The organism is Burkholderia pyrrocinia, from assembly GCF_022809715.1.
Taxonomy (GTDB): Bacteria; Pseudomonadota; Gammaproteobacteria; order Burkholderiales; family Burkholderiaceae; genus Burkholderia; species Burkholderia pyrrocinia_C.
Genome location: NZ_CP094459.1, coordinates 2,668,974 through 2,683,846, shown reverse-complemented (window position 1 = coordinate 2,683,846; position 14,873 = coordinate 2,668,974). Strand labels below are relative to the sequence as shown.

The window sequence follows — 14,873 nt, the reverse complement described above, 5'->3', positions numbered from 1 at the left end:
GCCTCTGTCGGGCCTGACGCTTACTCGTTGGGCGGCGGCGTCTTCGGCCTGAATTCGCACAGCGGCTCGATCGCGCAGTGCCAGCATTCGGGCTTGCGGGCCTTGCACACATAGCGCCCGTGCAGGATCAGCCAGTGATGCGCGTCCTGCAGGAATTCCTTCGGCGTGAACTTCTCCAGCGCGGCCTCGACGGCGCGCACGTCCTTGCCCGGCGCGAGCCCCGTGCGATTCGCGACACGGAAGATGTGCGTGTCGACCGCGATCGTCGGCTGGCCGAACGCGGTGTTCAGCACGACGTTCGCGGTCTTGCGGCCGACGCCCGGCAGGCTTTCGAGCGCTTCGCGATCGGCCGGCACCTCGCCGTCGTAGCGGTCGAGCAGAATTTGGCTCGTCGCGACCACGTTCTTCGCCTTGGTTCGGTAAAGACCGATCGTCTTGATGTACTCGGTGACGCCTTCCTCGCCAAGCGCGACGATTTGTCGCGGGGTGTTCGCGACCGGAAACATCTTCCGCATCGCCTTGTTGACCGACACGTCGGTCGCCTGCGCGGACAGCATCACGGCGATCAGCAGCTCGAACGGCGTCGTGTATTCGAGCTCGGTGGTCGGATGCGGATTGAGGCTCTGCAGCGTTTCGTAGATCGCGTGTCTTTTGCTGGCGTTCATGGAGCGTTCTGGTCGGGCGGCGCGGACGGGCCGCCTGGGTCGTCGTTGCCGGCGTCGTGGTCGTCGCCATCCGCCGCGGCGGCTTCGGCGTCGCGCTGCGCCTGCTGTTCGGCGAGCCGTTTGCGGCGGGCCTCGGCCGCGTCGATCTGCGCCTGGACGGCCGCGCTCACGCCTTCGGTGTTCTTCGGCCCGGCACCTTGCCCGGAGAGTTCTTCCTTTTTCTTGCGCGCGCGTTCGAGCGCGGCGGCGATGATCGCGCGTTTCTTCGCGTCGGCATCGTCGACGGCCGGTGCGGCGGCCGGCGTGCCCGGCTGCGCTGCGGGTTGTTCTGCGGCCGGCTTCGCCGCGCCGGCACTGGCCGCGCGGCGTGCGGCGGCGCGCGCTTCGGCGGCCTCGCGTTCGCGGCGCTGGCGGGCGAGCCGGAGGTCATGGCGTTCGCGCGCGGCATCGGCCTGTTCCTGCGACCACGCGTCCCAGCCCGTGCGATCGCCGGTCACGGGCAGCATCGCGATGCAGTCGACGGGGCATGGCGGCACGCACAGGTCGCAGCCCGTGCAGAGCGACTCGACGATCGTATGCATCAGCTTCGGTGCGCCGACGATCGCGTCGACCGGGCACGCCTGCATGCACAGCGTGCAGCCGATGCACAGGCTTTCGTCGATGAATGCGACGGCACGCGGATGCTCGCTGCCGTTGACGGGGTTCAGCGGAATCACCGGCTTGCCGAGCAGGCCGGCGAGGCGTGCGATGCCTTCGGCGCCGCCGGGCGGACACTGGTTGTAGTTCGCATCGCCGGCGGCGATTGCCTCGGCATACGGGCGGCAGCCGTTATAGCCGCACTTCGTGCATTGCGTCTGGGGAAGCAGATCTTCGATGCGATCTGCGAGTGTTTTGGAGTCGGTCACGGTGACAACGGGCGCAGCGGCGCCGAATGGCTCTCGGCCGCGCGGGGCGCGGCCGGAAAGGTTTGCCAAAGCTTGATTATCGCCGATTTCCCGCATTGCGCTGGACGCCGTCTGTGCGCATAATCGAACCGCTTTTTTGCAGGGGCTCAGCAGGAGGGCGGCCGCACGCGGCGCGCCCGTTCCACGGCGGCCGGCGCCGAGGCGGTGGGGGTGCCGGTCCGGATCACGCGGCTCACATAGCAAAACGCCACCATGAATCAGCCAAAAATCAAAAGAGATCCTGAAGGTACGCGCCGTCGCATCCTGATGGCGGCAGCCGAAGAGTTCGCAAGTGGAGGGCTGTTCGGCGCACGCGTCGACCAGATCGCGCGCCGGGCCGAAACCAACGAGCGCATGCTCTATTACTACTTCGGCAGCAAGGAGCAGCTGTTTACGGCCGTGCTCGAACACGCGTTCTCCGCGCTGACCGAGGCCGAGCGCGTGCTCGATCTCGACGGCGTCGCGCCGGTCGAAGCCGTCACGCGGCTCGCGCATTTCGTTTGGGATTACTACCGCGACCACCCGGAGCTGCTCAGGCTCATCAACAACGAGAACCTGCACGAAGCGCGCTACCTGCACAAGTCGACGCGGATCCGCGAGATGATGTCGCCGATCGTCGCGAAGCTCGGCAACGTGCTGACGCGTGGCCAGAAGGCCGGGCTGTTCCGCAGCGACGTCGATCCGCTGCGCTTCTACGTGACGCTGTCGGGGCTCGGCTACTACATCGTGTCGAACCGCTTCACGCTCGCCGCGACGCTCGGCCGTGACTTCACCGATACCGACGAGCGCGCGGAAATGGTCCGGATGAACACCGAGGTGCTGCTCGCGTATCTGCTGCGGCGCTGACGCGGCGATCATTCGCCGCCGGATGCAAAAACGCCGCCGTGCGCAGGCAACGGCGGCGTTTTTTCGTCGGAACGCGGTGCGTCAAGCGGCCTTGCGCGTGCGCACGGCTTTTGCGCGCGGGCTGCTGCTTGCGCGCTTCGCGGCCGGTGCGGCCTTGGCGGGCGCGGCGGCCGCGACCGGTGCCTTCGCGCGCGTGCGTTTCGCCGTGGTGGCGCGCGTCGTTTCAGCCGACGTGTCGATGGCCGGTACGGCCGTCAGCGTCGTGGCTGCCGGCGCCTCGGGGCGATCCTTCGTCGCGCCGTGCTTCGGTTCCGGCGCATGCTCGCGGATGAAGTCGCGCAGCTGCGGGTAGATGATCGTGCGCCAGCGGCGGCCCGAGAAGATCCCGTAGTGACCGCACTTCTCGGCGGTCAGGCTGCGGCGCTGGTCTTGCGGGATGCCCGTGCACAGCTCGTGCGCGACGTGCGTCTGGCCGCTGCCCGAGATGTCGTCGAGTTCGCCCTCGATCGTCATCAGCGCGGTGTGCCTGATGTCCTGCGGACGCACGCGCTCGCCTTCGACATCCCACGTGCCTTCGGCCAGCCGGAATTCCTGGAACACGACACGGATCGTCTCGAGGTAATACTCGGCGGCCATGTCGAGCACCGCGTTGTATTCGTCGTAGAAGCGGCGGTGCGCCTCGGCGTCGTCCTCGTCGCCGCGCAGCAGGCTCTGGTAGAAATCCCAGTGCGATTGCGCGTGCCGCTCCGGGTTCATCGCGACGAAACCCGTATGCTGCAGGAAGCCCGGATATACGTGGCGGCCTTCGCCCGGATAGTTCGCGGGCACCGTGTGGATCACGTTGTTCTCGAACCACGCGGTCGAGTGCTGCGTCGCGAGCGAGTTCACCGACGTCGGGCTGCGGCGCGCGTCGATCGGGCCGCCCATCATCGTCATCGTGAGCGGCGTGTCCTCGCCGCGGCTCGCCATCAGCGAGATCGCCGCGAGCACCGGCACCGTCGGCTGGCACACCGAGATCACGTGCAGGTTGCGCGCGCCGATGTGACGGATGAATTCCTGGATGTACGCGACGTAGTCGTGCAGGTGGAACGGGCCGGTCTCGACCGGCACCATCCGCGCGTCGATCCAGTCGGTGATGTAGACCTTGTGATCCTGCAGCAGCGTGCGCACCGTGTCGCGCAGCAGCGTCGAGTGGTGGCCCGACAGCGGCGCGCAGACCAGCACGACCGGCTCGTCCTTCAACTGCGTGACGGCGTCGGCGTCGTCCGAATAGCGCTTGAAACGCAGCAGCCGGCAGAACGGCTTCTCGACGATCGTCTGCTCGACGATCGGGATGTTGTGGCCGTCCTTGACGATCTGATGAATGTTGAATTCGGGCTTCTCGTAATCCTTGCCCAGCCGGTACATCAGTTCGTACGCGGCGGCCATCCGCGTCGCGCCCGGCATCAGCGAGAACGGGCTGGACGGATTGGCGAACGACTTGGAGGCGGCCTGGGCCCAGGCCGTGAGCGGGCTCAGCATCGCCCGCTGGAATTCGTGCAGTTGGTAAAGCATGCAGACTACTCCCGCGTGGGGGACGGTGCGCAAGGGCGGCGTGGGGCGTCGCGGCGTGCCGTGGGGGTCAGCGGCCGGCCATGTTGCACTGCGGCCGGTCAATCGTGTCGATCATATCGGACAACGATGAATGTTGCAACGCAACATTTCCGCGATTTTTCATCAAAATTTTGCGATTTGACGTTCTCTGAAAAAGCTGCCCGCGCCTCGTTCAGCGCCCCGTGGCCATCGCCGGTGCGGGCTGGCCGGCCGCGCGCGCCATTGCGTCTTCGTGGTGCATCAGGTTCATCGCGGTATGCACGAGCGCCACGTGCGAGAACGCCTGCGGGAAGTTGCCGACGAGCCGCCCGGCAACCGGGTCGTATTCCTCCGCGAGCAGCCCGAGATCGTTCGACAGCGAGAGCAGCCGGCTGAACAGGCGGTGCGCGTCGTCGATCCGGCCGAGCAGCGCGTAGTTGTCGACCAGCCAGAAACTGCACGCGAGAAACGTGCCTTCGCCGGGCGGCAGGCCGTCGTCGTATTCGGTCGTGCGGTAGCGCATCACGAGCCCGTCGTGCAGCAATTCCCGCTCGATCGCTTCGACCGTGCCGACGATGCGCGGGTCTTCCGGCGGCAGGAAGCCGAGCAGCGGCATCAGCAGCACGCTCGCGTCGAGCTCGTCGCTGCCGTAGCTCTGCGCGAACGCCTGCTTGTCCTTGTGCCACGCGTTGTCGCATACGTCGGCATGGATCCGCTCGCGCAGCGTGCGCCAGCGGTCGAGCGAGCCGGGCAGCCGGAACATTTCCGCAGACTTGATCGCGCGGTCGAACGCAACCCACGCCATCACCTTCGAGAACGTGAAATGACGGCGGCCGCCGCGCGTTTCCCAGACCCCCTCGTCGGGTTCCTGCCAGATCTTCTCGAGATGGTCGAGCAGCGCGCACTGCACGGACCAGACCGTGTCGTCGGCCTGCAGCCCGCCCACGCGCGCGAGGTGCAGCGCGGCCATCACCTCGCCGAACACGTCGAGCTGGAGCTGGTTCGCGGCGCCGTTGCCGATGCGTACGGGCTTCGAGTCCTGATAGCCGGGCAGCCAGTCGAGTTCCATTTCCGGCAGCCGGCGTTCGCCGGCGATCCCGTACATGATCTGGATCTGCTCGGGCGAGCCGGCCATCACGCGGCCGAGCCACGTGCGCCATGCGCGCGCCTCGTCGTAGTAGCCGCCGCGCATCAGCGCGAGCAGCGTGATCGTCGCGTCGCGCAGCCAGCAGTAGCGGTAGTCCCAGTTGCGGTTGCCGCCGATCTTCTCGGGCAGCGACGTGGTCGGCGCCGCGACGATGCCGCCGGTCGGCTCGTACGCGAGTGCCTTCAGCGTGATCAGCGAACGGCGCACGGCGGCCGCGTAGCGGCCCTGCACCTGGCAGCGGCCCGACCATTCGAGCCAGTAGTTCTCGGTGCGCGCGAGCATCGACAGCGGATCGCGCGCGGGCGGCAGCCGCATGTGCGATGCCGCGTAGCTGAGCGAGAACGGCACGCGTTCGTCGGCGCTCACCGTGAATTCCGCAATCGTATGGAGATTCTTGCCGGTGAGCGGCACCGGCGTACGCAGCACGACGGTGTCGGGGCCGGCGATCGCCTTCATGCCGTCCTCGCGGGTCAGTTGCGTGACCCACGGGACCGAGAAGCCGTAGTCGAAGCGCAACACGAGCTCCATGCGCATCTTCATCGTGCCGTGGCGGCCGACGACAATCCGCACGAGTTCGGACCAGCCGTTGCCGGGCGGCATGAAGTCGATCACGGTGACGGCGCCGTCGGCGCTTTCGTAATCGGTTTCGAGAATCAGCGTGTCGCCGCGATAGCGGCGGGTCGTGTGCGTGATCGCGGCGGCGTCGGCCGGCGCGAGCAGCCAGCGACCGTGCTCGGGCGTGCCGACGAGCGCCGCGAAGCAGGCGCCCGAATCGAAGCGGGGCCAGCACAGCCAGTCGACGGAGCCGTCTTTTGCGATCAGCGCGGCGGTGTGGCCGTCGCCGACGAGGGCGTAGTCTTCGATCAGGGCGGGCATGGGCAGGCGATCCTTGGTTTCGAGTTCACAATGCGGACGGCGGCGCCCGGGCTTCACGTGCCGGCGCTGCGCCCCGTATACTCGGCCGGGCGGCGGAGCGCGTGAACGGCCGGCGTTTCGTCCTATCTCAACACTTGAAGCGACTCGATGCAAGGAGGATTCAATGCCCAACCGTTTACGCGAGCATGACGCACGCGCTTCGACACGAGGGTTCCCGCTTAGGCTCGCTCACTGGATGAAAGGTTTCGCGATCGTGCTTTCACTGTCCGCGACCCATGCATTTGCGCAGCAATCGCCCGCCCCGGCCGACGGCGTCTACAACCTGCTCGTCGGCACCTATACGGGTGGCGGCAGCGACGGGATCTATGTTTACCGCTTCGATACGAAAACCGGCAGCGTCGCGCCGGTGTCGTCGGCGAAGACCGTGAATCCGTCCTATCTGTTGCCGAGCCGCGACGGTCGCACCGTCTACGCGGTCAACGAACTGCCCGGCGACGACGGGCCGGCGACGCAGCGCGGCGGCGTCAGCGCGTTCCGCTTCGACGCGAAGACGGGCGCGCTGACCTTCATCGACCGCGTGTCGTCGGAGGGGAACGATCCTTGCTATCTCGCGCTGTCGCCGGACGGCAAGTACCTCGTGACGGCCAACTATTCGGTTGCGGCGGATCCGGGCGGCAGCTTCGCGGTGTTCCCGCTGCGCGACGACGGCGCGGTCGGCCAGGCCGTGCTGACCGTGCACCATGAAGGCACGGGGCCCGTGAAGGGCCGCCAGGACGGCGCGCACGTGCACTCGACGGTGTTTTCGCCGGACGGTCGTTACCTGTTCGTGCAGGATCTCGGCGCGGACAAGATCTACGGCTACCGCTACACGGTGGACGGCAGCCGCGGGCTGATCGGCCCGACCGACACGCGCTACACGACGGTGAAGGCCGGTTCGGGCCCGCGTCACATGGTGTTCGGCGCCGACGGCCGGTTCGCGTACGTGACGAGCGAGCTGAACGCGTCGGTCGAGGTGTTCGGCTACCACGACGGCAAGCTGACGCCGGTCGAGACGGTGCCGATGACGGCGCCGGGCTTCAAGGGCAAGGTCGGCGGCGGTGCGATTCATCTGTCGCCGGACGGCCGCTTCCTGTATGCGAGCAACCGCGGCGACGCGAACGACATCGTGATCTACGCGGTGAACAAGGCCGACGGCCGGCTCAAGCACGTCGGCCGCCAGTCGAGCCTCGGCAAGACGCCGCGCGAGTTCCTGATCGATCCGACCGGCAAGTGGCTGATCGTCGGCAACCAGGACAGCGATACGTTCTACGTGTTCAGCCGCGATGCCGAAACGGGGCAGCTCGGCGCGAATCCGCAGAAGGTTGCGGTCGGCAAGCCGGTCGACTTCAAGCTGGTGCCGGCGCTGTAAATGACGAAGGGCGCTGCCGATGCAGCGCCCTTCGTGTTCCGGGGCGGCCGGTTTCGCGGTGCGCCCGCGCCGGCCGATCGCGGCCGGGCGGCCGCCTTGCTCAGTCGGCCGCGGCCGGCACGAGCACCTCGCGGCTGCCGTTGATGCCCATCGCCGATACGAGCCCGGCCGCTTCCATCTGCTCGACGAGGCGCGCGGCGCGGTTGTAGCCGATCCGCAACTGCCGCTGCACCGACGAGATCGACGCGCGCCGCGTGCGCACGACGAACGCGACGGCTTCGTCGTACAGCGGATCGGCTTCCGCGTCCGGCGCTTCGCCGAACAGGTCCTGCGTCGCACCGTCGGCGGCCGGGCCGTCGAGAATTCCTTCCTCGTACTGCGGCTCGCCGAACTGCTTCAGGTACTCGACGATCCGGTGCACTTCCTCGTCGGCGACGAACGCGCCGTGTACGCGCTGCGGGTAACCGGTGCCCGGCGGCAGGAACAGCATGTCGCCCATCCCGAGCAGCGATTCGGCGCCCATCTGGTCGAGGATCGTGCGCGAGTCGATCTTCGACGACACCTGGAACGCGACGCGCGTCGGGATGTTCGCCTTGATCAGGCCGGTGATCACGTCGACGGACGGACGCTGCGTCGCGAGGATCAGGTGGATGCCGGCCGCGCGCGCCTTCTGCGCGAGACGCGCGATCAGCTCTTCGATCTTCTTGCCGGCGACCATCATCAGGTCGGCCAGCTCGTCGATCACGACGACGATCAGCGGCAGCTTCGACAGCGGCTCGGGATCTTCGGGCGTCAGCGAGAACGGGTTGCCGATCTTCTTTTCCTTCGCTTCCGCGTCGCGGATCTTCTGGTTGAAGCCCGCGAGGTTGCGCACGCCGACGGCCGACATCAGCCGGTAGCGCTTTTCCATTTCGCCGACGCACCAGTTCAGCGCGTTCGCCGCGAGCTTCATGTCGGTGACGACCGGCGCGAGCAGGTGCGGGATGCCTTCGTAGACCGACAGTTCCAGCATCTTCGGGTCGATCATGATGAGTCGCACGTCCTCGGGCGTCGCCTTGTACAGCAGCGACAGGATCATCGCGTTGATCGCGACCGACTTGCCCGAGCCCGTCGTGCCGGCGACGAGCATGTGCGGCGCCTTCGCGAGATCGGTCACGACCGGGTGGCCGGTGATGTCCTTGCCCATCGCGATCGTCAGTTGCGACGGCGAATGCTGGTACTCGCGCGCGGCAAGGATTTCCGACAGGCGGATCATCTGGCGCTTCGCGTTCGGCAGTTCGAGGCCCATGCAGGTCTTGCCGGGGATCGTCTCGACGACGCGGATCGACGTGAGGCCGAGGCCGCGCGACAGATCCTTCATCAGGCCGACGATCTGGCTGCCGCGCACGCCGAGCGCGGGCTCGATCTCGAAACGCGTGATCACGGGGCCGGCCGACGCGCCGACGACCGTCACCGGCACCTTGAATTCCTGCAGCCGCTGTTCGATCACCTGGGCCGTCTGCGCGAGGTGTTCCTCGGTGATCATTTCGACGTCGTCGGACGCGGGCTCGAGCAGGTCGAGCGTCGGCAGTTCGACGTTGAACGACGCGGGCGCGTGGAATTCGAACGCGTTCGGGCGCGGCTGGCGCGCGGGGGTGTCGGGGGCGACGGCTGTGTCGGCCGCGGCGGGCACGGCCGGTTCGGTTGCCACGGTGGCGATGGCGCCGATGGGCGCGGCAACGGGAAGCGTCGACGCAGCAGCGACAGTCACCGGCGTGGGCAGGCCCGCGCCGGGAACGGTTGTTGCCGGTTGCGGTGCTGCGATCGATGCGGCAGTCGGTGTCGCGGACACATTCGGCGCCGACCAGCTCGTCGACGATGCGGCAGGGGCGGGCGGTGTAGCGAACGTCGTAGTTGCGGTTGCCGCAGGCGCCGATGCGATCGGCAGCGGCTGCGTCGCGGTCGTTGTCGCGATGGACGCCAGCGATCCGGCCGCGGCGACATGCGAGGCTGCGACCGGTTGAGCCGGAGCCGCCGCGGTCGTGGTCATCGGGGTGACTGCGCCCGAGGACGATGTCGTTACGACGGAAGCGGCTGGCGGAACCGGCAGGCTAGCCGCCGGCTGCGGTGCGGTTGAGCCGGATCCGCCGAATGTCGTGCCGGTCGACGAGGCTGCCGTGTTGGCCGACAGAGTCGATGCGGGCGCGAAAGGCTGCGCGGCGATCGAGCCGGACGCGAAATTCACAGGTGTTGCGGGAGCGGGCGTAGGCGTTGCCGCTGGTGCAGGCGCTTGCGCGGTCGAGCTGAATGTCGAATCCGACGCGCCGGCCGTCGATGGTGCCGTGGCGGGCGCGACGGTCGATGCGCGGACGGGTGAACCGTAAGTCTCGCCCGTGACGCCGACCGGCGCCGTCGATGCGACCGATGCAACGGCCGGTGCCGAGGCGGCTGGCTGTGAAAGCGGAGCGGATGCCGGGCCGGTTGCACCGACCGGTGAAGTCGAAGCGACCGGTGCAACGGTCGGTGCCGAGGCAGCCGGCTGCGAAAGTGAAGCGGACGCAGTGCCGGTTACGCCGACCGGTGAAGTCGACGCGACCGGTGCAACGGTCGATGTCGATGCGGTCGACTGCGAAAGCGAAGCGGATGCCGTGCCGGTTACGCCGACAGGTGAAGTCGAAGCGACCGGTGCAACGGTCGATGCCGATGCGGCCGGCTGCGAAAGCGAAGCGGATGCCGTGCCGGTTACACCGACCGGTGAAGTCGACGCGACCGGTGCAACGGTCGATGCCGATGCGGCCGGCTGCGAAAGCGAAGCGGATGCCGTGCCGGTTGCGCCGGCCGGTGCAACTGCAGCTGTGTCGGGCGCCATGCTCGATGCAGATGCAGGTGCCTGCGCGGTCGCACCGTGAGCGGCGCCGCCGAGCGGCGAAGTAGCGGCGGCCGAAGCCGTCGGTGCTGCGGCAAACGGTTGAGCTGTCTGCGATTGCGGCAATTCCGCGGAAACGGCCGTATCTGTCGTTGCAGGTTGCACGGTCGGCGGAATCGATGGTGTCCGCGTCCAATCTGTCGCGGGCGTGGCGCCCTGCGCGATTGCTGGTAGCGGCGCGGCACGTTCGGCTGCTTTCGGCTCGACGGTTTCCGATGCGGTACGCGATGCAGTCAGTGCCGACGCCGCCGCTAGCGGCACGGCGTCGGAACTGGCGCGTGCCGACGATTCTGCGATCGACGAAGAGGGGAGGGCCGCAAACGGCGCGATCTCCCCGGCGGGTCTGACGTCGGCGTGAGCATCGGCGACGCCCTGCGGCGCACGGGCCGGTGCAACGCGATCGATCGCGGGCACCGGTTGTGCTGCGCGCTTGTCATCGGTATCGACGGACGCAACCGGTTTGTTTGCAGCGATGTCGTGAACCGCCTCGTCTTGCCGGTGCGCAAAGGCCGCATTGGCCGGCTGCGATCCCGTCGCGCCGGTCGGCGACGCAGCGATCGGGCTACCGGCCGATCCGTCGAACGCGGAAACCGGCTGGCTGGCGAGGTCTTCCCACGGAGCGAGGTCGATCGGCGCGTCGGACGATGGCGCGGGCGCGATCCCGGACGCCGGTGCGGCGGGCGCATCGGCGGCGTGCTGGACCGGGTTGTCGGCGTGACGGGCAAACGCGGCATCGTCGATGCCGGTATTCGACAGCGTGTGCGGTGCGGTGTCGTCGAACGCAGTGGTGCCCCAATCGGCAACCGGCGCGTGGATACCGGGTTCTGCCGGCATGAACGCATCCAGCATGATCGGCGCGTTGTCGTCGTAAGCGGGCGCCGCATCGTGTTCGACCGTGGCGCCGGCGTCATGGTCCGCGACGCCGTGCGTCGCGGAGACGAACCCGTTCGACACGGCAGCCGACACCGGCGCGGCAACGCTGCCGGCTGTCGCTGCCATACCGGCCACGGTTGCGGCGGCTGCCGCCGCGTGCGCGGCATCGGTCGACTGCGAACCGCCGAGCGTGGCCCATTGTGCGGTGCTGGCCTCGATCGAGCGCAGCGTGTCGTGAACGCTCGGCGCCGGCGTAATCGGCGCCGCGGGTTTTTCCGTCCATGCATAGAGCGGCGCGCGCGCCGGCGTTGGCGGTGCCGGGCGGCGTCGCGCGGTGTCCGGCGGCAGGCCGGCCGCGCCGATTCCCGCCGCCGGTCGCACGGGCGGGCGCGGCGGCGGCGCGCTGGCCGGCCGCGGCGTGACCGTGGTGTGCGGAGCGGCCTGTTTCAGCGCAGCGGTGGCCGGTCGCGCAGCCGTCGGCCGAGGCCGGACGGGTTCGAATCCGACCGGAAGCGGGGCGGGATCGGGGCGCGGCACTTGCGAGTTTGCCGCCGCACGCGCGAGGCTGGCGGTGCTGCCGGTCGTCGGGGGCGGCATCGCGCTGGCCGGGATCGGTGCGGGCGGTGCCGGCATGCTGCGACCGGTCGCGGTCGGCTTCAGCCAGCCCGACGGCGCGACGGGTTCCGTGTGCGGACGCGGGGGCGTTTTGCTGCGCGGCTTCGGCCGCGCCTGCGGGTCGGGTTTCCACAGCGTCGGGCGCGAATACCGGCCGTTCTGGCGCGGCGCCATCGAGTTGACGGTATGCGCGGTGGTCGGCTGCACGACGTCGTCGTCGCGATGCAGTGCGCTGCGCGGCAGGTCGGCGATACCGCGGGCATCGTCGTCGTCGCGCTCGCGCGACAGCTTGACGCCGAACGACGTGTCGACCCATGCGGCGAACTGGCGCCAGCCGATGCCGGTCAGCCAGGGCAGCCCGGCGAAGAACAGCACGACCATCGCGACCGGCGTGCCGATCGGACCGAGCACATGGACGAAGCCGGCGGAGAACGCGTGGCCGAGCGCGTTCGTGTCGGGGCCCGACAGCGCGCTCGTCAGCGTGCAGCTTGCGACGAACACCGCGGCGAAGCCGAGCCACAGGCGGATCGAGCCGCGGCCGGCGAGGCCGCCGCCGCCGGGCAGCATCGCCTGCACGAGACGCCAGAACAGAAGGAGGAACCAGACGGCGGAGATGCCGAACCAGCCGAAGACAACCGTGTGCATGCTTTGAAACAGGAGTGGGGAGGGGCGCGCGTGGCGCGACCCGCCGAGTTTAACCGGCCGGCGAACAAGATTCTAAGATGGCGTGAATTCGTTTCACGCCGTGCGGCGCGTGCGTCCGGCACACGCGCGCGACGCGCAACGCGAAGGCGGTCGGCCGGCCTTCGCGCGCGCGGTGCGTCAGGGGCTCCGGTGCGTGAAGGTCAGCGTTGCGCCGGCATTGGTCACGATCTGCAGTTGCTTGGGTTCGCGCATCTGCACGCCGGTCTTCTCGATGTGGGCAAGCGCGTCGAGGTACGCATGTTCGAGCTGGCCGCCGAGCGTATTCGGGCAGGCCATCCGTGTGCCGGCGAGCGGCCCGAAGCTCAGCAGGCCGTTCTTGATCGCGTAGGTGCCCATATAGCGGTTGCAGCCCGAGAACCCGCTGGCGCGCCGGATGCCCGAATCGGTCGACAGCGCGAGCTTGATCGGCTCGCCGTTGTCGCCGTGCGGGATCGTGCGCGGCGTGCCGTCGGCGTTCAGCCAGCTGGTGAGTTCCCAGCTCGTGTCGTCGAGCAACTGGACGGCGGCCGGGTTGTACGGGTCGGGGGCGGGGGCGGCGGAGTCGGGATGGGTCGGCATCGCGCAGGCGGCGAGAAGCGTGGCAAGCGTCAACGCGCAGAGCGGCGCGCGCAACGGACGAAGCAGGCCGGTGCGGGCGCGTGCGGCTGCGAACAGGTGGGACATGAGCCTCGTTCCTCATCGGATTCTGATCAAGGCGTAAGAGTAACGCACCCGCCCCGCGGCAGGCGAGCCGACACTTCACGCGTGAAAACGTTCGCAGCCTGCCCGCGCGCGGCGCACGGCCGGGCAGCGGCGTGGCGAAACCGCCAAACCGGCGACGTGGCGCGTGTTAACATCGGAGCCGTTTTCGTCCTCCACCAGAAGCGGGAAATCACATGCAGATCGGTCAGCGGCTCGGTACGCCGCTTTCGCCCTCGGCCACGCGCGTCATGCTGCTCGGCGCCGGCGAACTCGGCAAGGAAGTCATCATCGCGTTGCAGCGGCTCGGCGTAGAAGTCATCGCGGTCGACCGCTATCCGGACGCACCGGGCCATCAGGTCGCGCATCGCGCGCACGTGATCGACATGACGGACGCCGCCGCGCTGCGGGCGATCGTCGAGGCCGAGCGCCCGCACCTGATCGTGCCGGAGATCGAGGCGATCGCGACCGACGCGCTCGCCGCGATCGAAGCGGACGGCCTCGCCGAGGTGATCCCGACCGCACGCGCGACGCAGCTCACGATGAACCGCGAAGGGATCCGCCGGCTCGCGGCCGAGGAACTCGGGCTGCCGACGTCGCCGTATGCGTTCGCGGAATCGTTCGAGGCCTTCAGTGCGGCGGTTGCGAAGATCGGCATGCCGTGCGTCGTGAAGCCGGTGATGTCGTCGTCGGGCAAGGGCCAGTCGGTCGTGAAGACCGAAGCCGACGTGAAGCCCGCGTGGGACTACGCGATGGCGGGCGGGCGCGTGAACCACGGCCGCGTGATCGTCGAGGGTTTCATCGATTTCGAATACGAGATCACGCAACTGACCGTGCGCGCGATCGACCCGGCGACGCTCGGCACGCGCACCTACTTCTGCGAACCGGTCGGCCACGTGCAGGTCGCGGGCGACTACGTCGAATCGTGGCAGCCGCAGCCGATGAGCGCGGCGGCGCTCGAGAAGTCGCGCGAGATCGCGCACAAGGTTACCGAGGCGCTCGGCGGGCGTGGGCTGTTCGGCGTCGAGCTGTTCGTGCGCGGCGACGACGTGTGGTTCTCCGAGGTGAGCCCGCGGCCGCACGATACGGGCCTCGTCACGCTCGCGTCGCAGCGCCAGTCGGAATTCGAGCTGCACGCGCGCGCGATTCTCGGGCTGCCGGTCGATCCGGCGCTCGGTACGCCGGCCGCGTCGGCCGTGATCTACGGCGGGCTCGACGAGCGCGGGATCGCGTTCGAAGGTGTGCGCGACGCGCTCGCGGTGCCGGGCGCCGACCTGCGCCTGTTTGGCAAGCCGGAAAGTTTTGCGAAGCGGCGCATGGGCGTCGCGCTGGCGACCGGCGCGACCGTCGACGAAGCCCGCGAACGCGCGAAGCGCGCCGCCGCGGCCGTCCGGCCCGTGTCGGCCGGCTGACGGAACGAGGAGAGGGCGATGGCGCCGATCTGGCTGCGTATCGGAAAGCTGGGCGCCGCGCTGGCGCTTGCCGCGGGTCTCGCGGGCTGCGGCCTCGCGGCCGCGCCGTGCCGGGTGGCATCGGCCGGGCTCAAGATCGTGCCGCTCGTCGGCCATGTCGCAGCCGCGCCGACCGACGCGTGCGCCGACGTCATCGATCCCTGACGACGATAAGCGGTGCGATAACC

General features: G+C 68.8%; 10 protein-coding genes. 4 read left to right on the top strand and 6 right to left on the bottom strand.

The features are described from left to right. Positions 1 to 20: 20 nt before the first annotated feature. Positions 21 to 665 (bottom strand): endonuclease III, encoded by a 645-nt coding sequence (gene nth, locus MRS60_RS12435; protein WP_034184815.1) that lies wholly within the window; start codon positions 663 to 665, stop codon positions 21 to 23. Beyond that, positions 662 to 1,666, bottom strand: coding sequence for an electron transport complex subunit RsxB (rsxB, locus tag MRS60_RS12430; protein WP_175749735.1), 1,005 nt, complete (start codon positions 1,664 to 1,666; stop codon positions 662 to 664). The genes nth and rsxB overlap by 4 nt, the downstream gene beginning before the upstream one ends. Positions 1,667 to 1,822: 156 nt before the next feature. Here rsxB and MRS60_RS12425 point away from each other — a divergent pair, with 156 nt between their 5' ends. Beyond that, positions 1,823 to 2,455 (top strand): TetR family transcriptional regulator, encoded by a 633-nt coding sequence (locus MRS60_RS12425; RefSeq protein ID WP_034184817.1) that lies wholly within the window; start codon positions 1,823 to 1,825, stop codon positions 2,453 to 2,455. An 81-nt stretch (positions 2,456 to 2,536) separates the two neighbouring features. Here MRS60_RS12425 and MRS60_RS12420 read toward each other — a convergent pair whose 3' ends face one another. Together MRS60_RS12420 and MRS60_RS12415 are read right to left on the bottom strand one after the other, a co-directional pair. Further along, positions 2,537 to 4,009 (bottom strand): polyhydroxyalkanoate depolymerase, encoded by a 1,473-nt coding sequence (locus MRS60_RS12420; RefSeq protein WP_243564765.1) that lies wholly within the window; start codon positions 4,007 to 4,009, stop codon positions 2,537 to 2,539. A 211-nt stretch (positions 4,010 to 4,220) separates the two neighbouring features. Continuing rightward, positions 4,221 to 6,050: a glycoside hydrolase family 15 protein gene (locus tag MRS60_RS12415; protein ID WP_175749733.1), complete on the bottom strand. Its 1,830-nt coding sequence runs from the start codon at positions 6,048 to 6,050 to the stop codon at positions 4,221 to 4,223. 163 nt (positions 6,051 to 6,213) lie between these two features. On the opposite strand from MRS60_RS12415, the gene MRS60_RS12410 reads away from it, so the two are divergent. Next, positions 6,214 to 7,458, top strand: coding sequence for a lactonase family protein (locus MRS60_RS12410; RefSeq protein WP_217590902.1), 1,245 nt, complete (start codon positions 6,214 to 6,216; stop codon positions 7,456 to 7,458). 100 nt (positions 7,459 to 7,558) lie between these two features. On the opposite strand, the gene MRS60_RS12405 is transcribed toward MRS60_RS12410, so the two are convergent. Both MRS60_RS12405 and MRS60_RS12400 read right to left on the bottom strand, forming a co-directional pair. Next, complete coding sequence (locus tag MRS60_RS12405) at positions 7,559 to 12,496, bottom strand: FtsK/SpoIIIE family DNA translocase (RefSeq protein WP_243564764.1); 4,938 nt, start codon at positions 12,494 to 12,496, stop codon at positions 7,559 to 7,561. A 177-nt stretch (positions 12,497 to 12,673) separates the two neighbouring features. Beyond that, on the bottom strand, positions 12,674 to 13,219 hold the full coding sequence (locus MRS60_RS12400; protein ID WP_105391001.1) for an META domain-containing protein: 546 nt from the start codon (positions 13,217 to 13,219) through the stop codon (positions 12,674 to 12,676). Between the two features lie 212 nt (positions 13,220 to 13,431). On the opposite strand from MRS60_RS12400, the gene purT reads away from it, so the two are divergent. Beyond that, positions 13,432 to 14,646: a formate-dependent phosphoribosylglycinamide formyltransferase gene (purT, locus tag MRS60_RS12395; RefSeq protein WP_034184823.1), complete on the top strand. Its 1,215-nt coding sequence runs from the start codon at positions 13,432 to 13,434 to the stop codon at positions 14,644 to 14,646. A gap of 18 nt (positions 14,647 to 14,664) precedes the next feature. Beyond that, a complete protein-coding gene (locus MRS60_RS12390) occupies positions 14,665 to 14,850 on the top strand; it encodes a DUF6726 family protein (protein WP_034184824.1) in 186 nt (61 codons plus the stop codon). The last annotated feature ends 23 nt before the right edge of the window (positions 14,851 to 14,873 follow it).

Bases quoted from the DNA above. Each gene is read 5' to 3' on its own strand.
- nth (WP_034184815.1), bottom strand. From the start codon at position 665: ATGAACGCCAGCAAAAGACACGCGATCTACGAAACGCTGCAGAGCCTC.
- rsxB (WP_175749735.1), bottom strand. From the start codon at position 1,666: ATGCGGGAAATCGGCGATAATCAAGCTTTGGCAAACCTTTCCGGCCGC.
- MRS60_RS12425 (WP_034184817.1), top strand. From the start codon at position 1,823: ATGAATCAGCCAAAAATCAAAAGAGATCCTGAAGGTACGCGCCGTCGC.
- MRS60_RS12420 (WP_243564765.1), bottom strand. From the start codon at position 4,009: ATGCTTTACCAACTGCACGAATTCCAGCGGGCGATGCTGAGCCCGCTC.
- MRS60_RS12415 (WP_175749733.1), bottom strand. From the start codon at position 6,050: ATGCCCGCCCTGATCGAAGACTACGCCCTCGTCGGCGACGGCCACACC.
- MRS60_RS12410 (WP_217590902.1), top strand. From the start codon at position 6,214: ATGCCCAACCGTTTACGCGAGCATGACGCACGCGCTTCGACACGAGGG.
- MRS60_RS12405 (WP_243564764.1), bottom strand. From the start codon at position 12,496: ATGCACACGGTTGTCTTCGGCTGGTTCGGCATCTCCGCCGTCTGGTTC.
- MRS60_RS12400 (WP_105391001.1), bottom strand. From the start codon at position 13,219: ATGTCCCACCTGTTCGCAGCCGCACGCGCCCGCACCGGCCTGCTTCGT.
- purT (WP_034184823.1), top strand. From the start codon at position 13,432: ATGCAGATCGGTCAGCGGCTCGGTACGCCGCTTTCGCCCTCGGCCACG.
- MRS60_RS12390 (WP_034184824.1), top strand. From the start codon at position 14,665: ATGGCGCCGATCTGGCTGCGTATCGGAAAGCTGGGCGCCGCGCTGGCG.